Origin of the sequence: Pelatocladus sp. BLCC-F211 (assembly GCF_041928655.1) — a bacterium.
In the GTDB taxonomy this organism is placed as follows: Bacteria; Cyanobacteriota; Cyanobacteriia; order Cyanobacteriales; family Nostocaceae; genus Pelatocladus.
Window position 1 is genome coordinate 1 of sequence record NZ_JBHFLM010000061.1, and the last position, 7,790, is coordinate 7,790.

Annotated in this window: 9 protein-coding genes and 1 pseudogene; 6 read left to right on the top strand and 4 right to left on the bottom strand. The window is 41.3% G+C overall.

Annotated elements, in window-relative coordinates; genetic code table 11:
• Positions 1–60 precede the first annotated feature (60 nt).
• The gene (locus tag ACE1AT_RS07075) at positions 61–1,497 is read left to right on the top strand and encodes an IS66 family transposase (RefSeq protein ID WP_374866705.1); all 1,437 of its coding nucleotides are present in this window, start codon (positions 61–63) and stop codon (positions 1,495–1,497) included.
• A gap of 4 nt (positions 1,498–1,501) precedes the next feature.
• Here ACE1AT_RS07075 and ACE1AT_RS07080 read toward each other — a convergent pair whose 3' ends face one another.
• From ACE1AT_RS07080 to ACE1AT_RS07090, 3 genes are all read right to left on the bottom strand, one after another.
• Complete coding sequence (locus tag ACE1AT_RS07080; protein ID WP_374866707.1) at positions 1,502–2,536, bottom strand: CHASE2 domain-containing protein; 1,035 nt, start codon at positions 2,534–2,536, stop codon at positions 1,502–1,504.
• Positions 2,537–2,596: 60 nt separating this feature from the next.
• Positions 2,597–3,268, bottom strand: a complete 672-nt coding sequence (locus ACE1AT_RS07085) for a DNA-binding response regulator (protein ID WP_374866709.1) — start codon at positions 3,266–3,268, stop codon at positions 2,597–2,599.
• A gap of 90 nt (positions 3,269–3,358) precedes the next feature.
• The gene (locus ACE1AT_RS07090; protein ID WP_374866711.1) at positions 3,359–3,886 is read right to left on the bottom strand and encodes a hypothetical protein; all 528 of its coding nucleotides are present in this window, start codon (positions 3,884–3,886) and stop codon (positions 3,359–3,361) included.
• Positions 3,887–3,994: 108 nt separating this feature from the next.
• Here ACE1AT_RS07090 and ACE1AT_RS07095 point away from each other — a divergent pair, with 108 nt between their 5' ends.
• The 3 genes from ACE1AT_RS07095 to ACE1AT_RS07105 all read left to right on the top strand — a co-directional run bounded on the left by ACE1AT_RS07095 (position 3,995) and on the right by ACE1AT_RS07105 (position 6,460).
• Positions 3,995–4,393 carry a hypothetical protein gene (locus ACE1AT_RS07095; protein WP_374866713.1) on the top strand — a complete coding sequence of 133 codons (399 nt, stop codon included), beginning with the start codon at positions 3,995–3,997 and terminating at the stop codon, positions 4,391–4,393.
• A gap of 121 nt (positions 4,394–4,514) precedes the next feature.
• The gene (locus ACE1AT_RS07100; protein WP_374866715.1) at positions 4,515–5,615 is read left to right on the top strand and encodes an AAA family ATPase; all 1,101 of its coding nucleotides are present in this window, start codon (positions 4,515–4,517) and stop codon (positions 5,613–5,615) included.
• Complete coding sequence (locus tag ACE1AT_RS07105) at positions 5,606–6,460, top strand: hypothetical protein (RefSeq protein ID WP_374866717.1); 855 nt, start codon at positions 5,606–5,608, stop codon at positions 6,458–6,460. The genes ACE1AT_RS07100 and ACE1AT_RS07105 overlap by 10 nt, the downstream gene beginning before the upstream one ends.
• A 272-nt stretch (positions 6,461–6,732) precedes the next feature.
• On the opposite strand, the pseudogene ACE1AT_RS07110 reads toward ACE1AT_RS07105, so the two are convergent.
• Positions 6,733–6,921: pseudogene (locus ACE1AT_RS07110) on the bottom strand (transposase family protein); the annotation flags it as partial.
• 193 nt (positions 6,922–7,114) lie between these two features.
• Between ACE1AT_RS07110 and ACE1AT_RS07115 the strand changes: the two are divergent.
• Positions 7,115–7,297, top strand: coding sequence for a hypothetical protein (locus tag ACE1AT_RS07115; RefSeq protein WP_374866719.1), 183 nt, complete (start codon positions 7,115–7,117; stop codon positions 7,295–7,297).
• Between the two features lie 12 nt (positions 7,298–7,309).
• Complete coding sequence (locus ACE1AT_RS07120; protein WP_026723950.1) at positions 7,310–7,630, top strand: hypothetical protein; 321 nt, start codon at positions 7,310–7,312, stop codon at positions 7,628–7,630.
• Positions 7,631–7,790 lie beyond the last annotated feature (160 nt).

Here is a 7,790-nt window from a genome sequence, read left to right on the forward strand (position 1 = left end):
GTAAGGATTCAGGTGTGAGGTAGTTGACAGGGGTAATGTTCATGCGAGAACATCTGTAACATGAGTAAGGAAATGCCAGGACAGCAAAGCGATGAAGAACTTTACCAATTGTCTACTGAAGAATTGGTAGAAATCATCAAGGCATTACAAAAAGAAGTAGCACGACTCAACGAAATAGTAACAAAAGACAGCAAAACCTCATCGAAGCCACCGTCACAAGACATAATCAAAAAATCAGAGAAAAAGAAATCAGAGCAACAGCCCTCAACAGATGAGGAAAAAAGAAAGCCAGGAGGTCAACCAGGACATGAAGGGAAAACTCGCAAAGGATTTGGACGAGTAGACAGGATCGAAATCCTACACCCAGAAAAATGTCCACACTGTGGGGGAAGCCATTTTAATGATGATGCTCAAAAAGTAGAAACCCAACAAGTAGCACAATTTGTAGCCAAGCCAATTGAGATCATAGAATATCAGCGCTTTCATAGCCAATGTAGGCACTGTGGGGAAGTTTGCGTGGCTCGTTGGAACGATTCGATAATACCGGGACAAGATTTAGGGCTACGCTTACAAGCATTGATAGGTTGGTTGGGAAATTATGCCCACATGCCATATGCAAAAATTCGCGAGTTAATTCAAGAATTAGGACAGATAGATATTGGAGAAGGTACTTTAGTAGCAACAAATCAGAGGGTTGCTTTATCGATAGAAAAACCTGTAGAGGAATTGTCCAATTGGGTTAAAACCGAACAACCAAATATCCATGTAGACGAGACACCTTGGACAGTAAAAGGTGTCAAAGAATGGTTGTGGGTGTTTGCAAATAAAGGTTTTTGCTTGTTTAAAGCCGCAGATACACGTTCGAGGGCAGAACTCGAATCGATATTGGGAACTGAGTATGCGGGAGTTTTAAGCAGCGATGATTTTAGTGTTTACAATGGCTATGCTGCTGCCGCGCAACAAAAATGTTTAGCCCACATGCGTAGGCATTTCAAGAATCTGATTAAATCCCCTGTATTGCATAACAATGAGATTGGCAAAGCATTTATTGGCTTAATCGATGATCTGTTCAAAAATTATCGTCACCTTCAAATTAGCGGTGACATAAAAACCTATTTTGAATGGACTTACAAGTTCAAATCTAGGTTAAACGAAGCTTTGAATAAATGGATACCAAAAGCTGGAGCTACAGCTTTGAATTTATTATCGAAACTGCGAGATAAATACGACCAGTGGTGGTATTGTCTTGAGCATCCCGAAGTTCCTCCTGATAATAATTTAGCCGAACGTTCTTTAAGATTAGCTGTCACTAAACGAAAAATTAGTGGTGGTTCGCGTTCCCTTGAAAGATTTGGCGATACTGCAAATCTATTAACCGTCGTGCAAACTTGTAGAAGTCAACAACGTTCTGTTATTGGCTTTTTTGCCCTCGCCTTACATGCCCATACTCGTAATCAAATTGTTGTTCCCTCTCTTATTCCTTCTTCTGCGACCTGAATCCTTACAAAAATAGTATGATCGGGAATCGAAATTTTCTGGCTAAATAGATACCAATAGCCGCCCAGCTAATAATCCATAAATATTCCCAAAATTCTCCCAGAGAATTGATAAAAGGTCGCTTATCTAGCACAGCACTTATCAATTGGCTGGTTATATGGGCATTTATTTCTACACCGTAAATCCAGGGAGAATTTTTATGTTTTCTGGCACTCGAGAACGCATAATCTTTCGCGCTAGGACTAGTCATCCCAATTACAACAATTTTGCCATTAATCCAGTCAGGTTTAATTTTATTATTTATAATTTGTTCTAAAGAAACAACACGAAAGGGATTAGAATTACTACGAAAATTAATTAACATCTGGCTGCCTTGATCATCAGCAGAAATATAACCACCAGAATTAGAGAGAAAACGTACAATTTTTGTGAAACCAAACCTCATTCCATATTGATCATTAGTTACATTTCCTAAAGAAATTTGTTTTTCTTTCAAATATATTTTTGCGAGATTAAGTGACAAAGAAAATCGCCATTCGTCTTGCAAATTTGAAGCACCTAATAAACTTCTACGTCTTGTGCCATCTGCATCGTAAATAGCATCAGTAAAGCCTACTTGTTCATGTGGGAAATCTGGAGGTGGTTTTACTGTCATACCACTAATATCTGGCAAAATCTTTTCCACACCAACCAAATTTTTCATCTCTTTAAATACGCTAGCTAACTCCTTATGTCCTGGTTGAACAGGTATATCTCTATAAATATCTAGCCCAATCGCAGCAGGTTGATAACTTTGTAATGTTCGTAGTAATTTAGCAATTTCTCCATCCGGAACTGGATAAGCTTTTAATTGTTGAATATCCTTTTCGTTAATTCCAACAACCAAAATTCTTTCATCTATCGGTTCATCAGGACGCAAACGCATAAACGTATCGTATGCAGCCAGTTCCAATGATTGCAGTGAACCTGACATTCGTGCTGCTATGACAAAACCAATTGCCACAATTCCCGGTAATACACCAATACGTCTTAAACTCATATTTCTGGATATCAAATTCCCATCAAAATAAGAAATTTTTACTAAATTCGCAGCCAAAAATTAATCTATTAAACCTTCTTCCCTTGCCCGAATTTCTGTTTGAATCCGTAGATTTTGACCTTCATTTGGGTAAACTTCCAAAACATCCTGAACATTTTTCCAGTAGTGACGAACTGTGCGTTCGGCAATCTGCATTTGTTTGGCAATCTCCTTATCTTGTAACCCCTTATTAAAAGCCAATTCCAACATCTCCAACCATTCCGGTTTTACCTCTATCACTACACGCATTTCCTTGGGAGTATAAATTACACCATTAAGTGCCCAATCGACCTTAGTTAACATCTCCTTCATTGATAAACTTTTATCTGCAACGGTAAACCCTCCTTCATGACTGCTAATTAAAGGTTTTAAACGAATTAAAGAGCGAGGATAGGCACTTTGCACTACAATATTGAGACTGCGATACTTCTCTATTAACGTCCGCAGTAGCTGAATTCCCGCATCAGTTCGGGCCGATTCGCCTACTGTCTCTGGCATTGACAAATCAACAATAGCCAAGTCGGGCAAATTATTTACTATCAGGTTGAGTGCTTCTTGTGCAGTGTGAGCTTCGATAATCTCTGCATTTGGATACTGCGGTTTCAAGACATTGATTGTTGCGTATAACGCTAACTCTTGATCATCAACCACCAAAAATGTCAAATTTTTTACGGGAATTGCCTTGGACATCATTAATCACCTGATAAGCTACAGAAAATGACGATTTTTCAATCAAAGCGTCAAATTATCAAATTTATTCTTTTTAGAGTCTCATTTAAGACATTACCAACGCAAGTACCAAATTTCTGCCTGATTTTGTCGGTAGCGAGAACACTTACCGGATAGCCAAAATTTCAAAGCACGGCAGAGGTGAAGTAAATCATCTGTAGTAGCTGCGGTCAAAGTAGATTTAGATACATTTAAATCTGTAAATTTAATCATCAATTCGTTCCAGTTTCCTTGTAGTGTTAAACTGACGAATAGAGAAAAATTATTTGAATTATTCGATACGCTCCAAATAAGTAATTCCTCTAGTCCTATCAAAATTACTTGACTGCGATCGCTCGATTCCTCGCGCCATTCATTTGGTAGCTCGTACTTTATATTTAAGCGAGGAAAGCGCTTATTCCAGGTATCTAGCACATGCCGAATTGCTAAAGGTAAACTTTCATCAACATAAGCAGGGTATAAATAATCACTTAGTTCTTTAATGGAATAATGGAATTTTTCGATATTTTCTAAATAGTGTGTGTTTAATTTATGTTGACTATCAGAACTAGTAGGTAAAGGAGACTCCAAATGCCGACGCATAACAAATGTATTTTGTAGCACTCCATTACGGATAGATTCGACTAACGAAATAGATCCTCAAGAAGACAATTTCCCGGTGCGGAAGTCGAAGTCGGTTCAAATTCGTCTATGCCCACTAAGCAGGAGATTAGTGAGATTTGCAATGAGTTACGGCGACTGCGGATTAACCCACAGCCTTGTTTAGGTGTGGTGAAAAAGTATTGGGAAAATGTACAAGGGGCACTACCTCGTGTGAAAGAGGCGATTAGTGAAGGCTGGTGCGATAATCCCACTGGATTGTTTATCAACAGTTGCCGGAGTGGGGCAAAAGGGAAAAATACGGTGACTGAGGATGTGAGTGCTTGGTTCGAGTGGGCAAGGAAGCAGAGGATTGTGCTGGCAATGTCGGGTGGGGTCGTTTATACACCTGATGGAGAGGCGGTGGATGTGCGGGAGATGATGCGGAGGTTTCCGCGCTCGGGAGTAAATATGCAAGATTCAAAGATAAGTTTTGATTGTCTGCGATGAACCATCTCCTCTTGGAGGTTATACTATGCCATACACGCTGCTAGTCACGAATCATGCAAGGGTTTTGGGTTATTTTAGACCGAAGTTCCAAGTCAAAGGCTAGTTTGAACCAGGATTTGTTATGAAAGTCGAATCTATCGTTATAAAAAACTTTAAGCGTTTCGACCACCTTGAAGTCTCCTTCAAAAATCAAACCCTAAACTCACTCAGCAATAGATTTTTAGTAGTAGGAGATAATGGTACGGGCAAGACCACTCTTCTGCAAGCGATCGCACTTCCCCTAGCACTAGCAATTAGGCAAATTCAAAGAGTCACCGATTTTGACTGGTTGGGGTTTCTTCCTGGTCGCTACCAACGCTGGGGTTCCCCGCACATCGAATTAGAAGTATTATTTTCGGATGCAGAAATTGAAGCTACCCGTACACTTGCAAGAAGATGGGTACAGGCACAGCCGGAACGCCTATTTATCGAACCAGGGGATAGCCACCGCGTCCGACTTATTCTCGATGGTGAAAGCTGTCGTGCTGGAACTGATGCAGAATACTTTCAGTTTTCTGGGCGCTATTATGCTAGAAAATTGTTAGATACAGACCCATCCCTTCGTTCTGAGTTTTCTAAGCTACCTGGCATTTTCTGGTTTGACCAGTTCCGCAACTTGGGTTCCAACCCACTTCCTGAAGATTCTGGTGCTGCTGTTAGGCGAGTGGCTACAGTCGGGTCAAACAGCGGTCGAGTTTCCTTTGAAGTCGGTGTAGCTCGCCTGCGTAAGTACCTAAATGGTTGGAAATTTGCCCAGCTTACCCATAGCTATCCCATTGATTACTTAACCCAATTGGAGAACCTTTACACCAAAATTTTTCCCGGACGCTCCTTTGCTGGCGTAGAACCAATGCCCGGAGTTGATTCGCCCACACCAGAAGACTACTACTTTTTAATTAACGATGGTCATCGCACCTACGACATTGTAGAAATGTCAGCTGGAGAACAGTCGGTATTTCCCATTCTCTACGAGTTTGTGCGACAACAGATTGCTTACTCAGTGGTGCTGATTGACGAAATAGACCTCAATCTTCACCCTCCAGCCGCACAGTTATTGGTACGCCAACTTCCCAAACTCAGTTCCACTTGTCAGTTTATTTTCACCACCCATTCCGAGGCTGTAAGTGATGTCATTGGTGAGGACGATACTTACCGTTTGCTTGGGGGGTCGCTGTGCCTGTAAATATCTTATACTGCGAAGGTATTGCCAAAAGTCCTGATGTGAGACTTCTTTCACTCATAATTCCTCCTAGTTGCGTGGTTAGACCTATTGGTAGCAAGCAAGGTTTAGCCCAAAGGATTCTGGGCGCAAAAGATATCAGGACTGGTTCAACAATCGCAGGGTTAAGAGACCGGGATTTTGATGATGATCAATCACCTCCCCAAGGCACACCTCGTAATTGGCACATTACCGAGGGCGGTAAACAAATTCCATTGGGTTGGTACTGGGAGCGCAAAGAAATTGAAAATTATCTTGTAGATCCCAAAGTAGTGAAGCAAGCACTAGGTGAGGAAGCACCACCATTGGAGGAATACCGTCAAGCACTAAAAGCATCTGCACAGAAAATTGCTGTTTATACCGCAGCCAGAATCACATTGTCGCTTTATCTGCAAAACCGTCCCTCACCTCCTAATAACTCTTGGGGAGAAGAGAGAGACAAAAAAGAGGGCTATCGCTTTCCCAAAGATAAAGGGCTGACAGAAGCTAACTGCAAAAGCGAACTAAATAATATCATCAAACAATACGAACAAAGACTTAGCTCGCCCAAACGCAATCCCCTTGACGACTTTGAGCGATTGCTGCCTACTTGCTGTCCTGGTGGTAGTCGATTTCAAAACCAAAATTATATGACTTTTTTTGCGGGTAAAGACTTGCTCTACGGGATGCGGGAGCAACTCTCTGGTTTTGGGTTTGAGTCTCCTGTTGTGTTCCGCGAGCGAATCCTCAAGGGAATAGAAGAATCTACACAAGATGTGTGGACTTGGCTGCCCGAGTGGCAGCGATTGAGGGAATTAATCGCACAGTGAACTCCACCTTGTGCAACTCTAGTTGCAACACGTTCGTTTGCTATTTCTACATTCTCGATCCCCTTGCGGAAACCTGGACAAAACTGCCCAGCCTTTGCGGCGCGCTTTGTTTGACGGTGCTGCAACCTGGTTGATCTGTATAAATCCCCCTTGGATACGGCACAAAAAACAAGAAAGCGCCTTAATAAACCCGGCGACTTGCCCTATCAGCATATCGAACAACACCAGAAGGCGCTTTCTTGTTTTCCAGCCAAATAGACCTCTTGCACGAATCAAGAAAACAAAGCAAGTTCATAATTGAGAAGTCCAGCAATCAAGTTGCAACGTAAGCCAAAACGTCTTCTACGGTTACGATATTGTTCTTTGAGGATGCGAAAAATCTTCAGTCGGCGATGAATGTGTTCACCAACTATACGTAGACTAGCTAAGTGACGATTGTGCTGGCGTTCAGAAGTGGATAAAACAGCACCCTCCTTCACTGACATGTGGCTGTGGATCTTCTGGATTCTGAATGCGGGCACGGTAAAACTTAATGTGTTCTTCACCCTCAACCTCAAGGGTGCGACGATCGCCTGCAAGATTAATGGCATACCCACCTCCACCCGCTGTTTTTCGGCAAATTGAACAATAACAGTGCATGAACGGATAAGGATCATGGCTCCTGACGCACCAAACGCACCGCTCCACAATGGCATGAACCTTTTAGCAAAAAAGCCGTTCTCCTCACCAAAAGCAATGGGCGACTCTTTATTTTTGCTTAATGAGTGGCTACTTACTTCGATCTTTTGGAATAATTTTGAAACCGATTTGGTTATCCAGTACGTTTATTACATTTAAGCAATTTGATCTATGAGCAACATCCAAAAGGCAATAGAAATTCTTGAATCCATTGTTCCAAAACAAGACCAAAAATGGAATAAGGAATATAGAGCAAAAATCTCCCATGACTTGAAACAAGTAATTACACTTCTTTCAAACCTTTCACCAACAGTAACTTTTTGGGAGGCAAATTATCACAAAACCAATATCAAAATCCAAGAATTTCAAAACCTTTCAGCAATACCCAAAAAAGATGAAGATATCTTCTTTATGGACAAATATTGGAAAATCTTTCGGATCATTCATGAGTTGGAAAATAATCACATCGACATTTATTTAGAAGAAGAATAAATGTGCTTCTTCAGTGCTTATCCCTCTTTTGTTACTACAGGGAGAGTAAAATCAGGGGTGAACACTCAAACAGTAAGCACAGTGGATGGTTACAGCACGGCGAGAAGCAGTCAATACAGTCGCTTTCATAGATAACTATTGCCAACATTATTGTTCATCA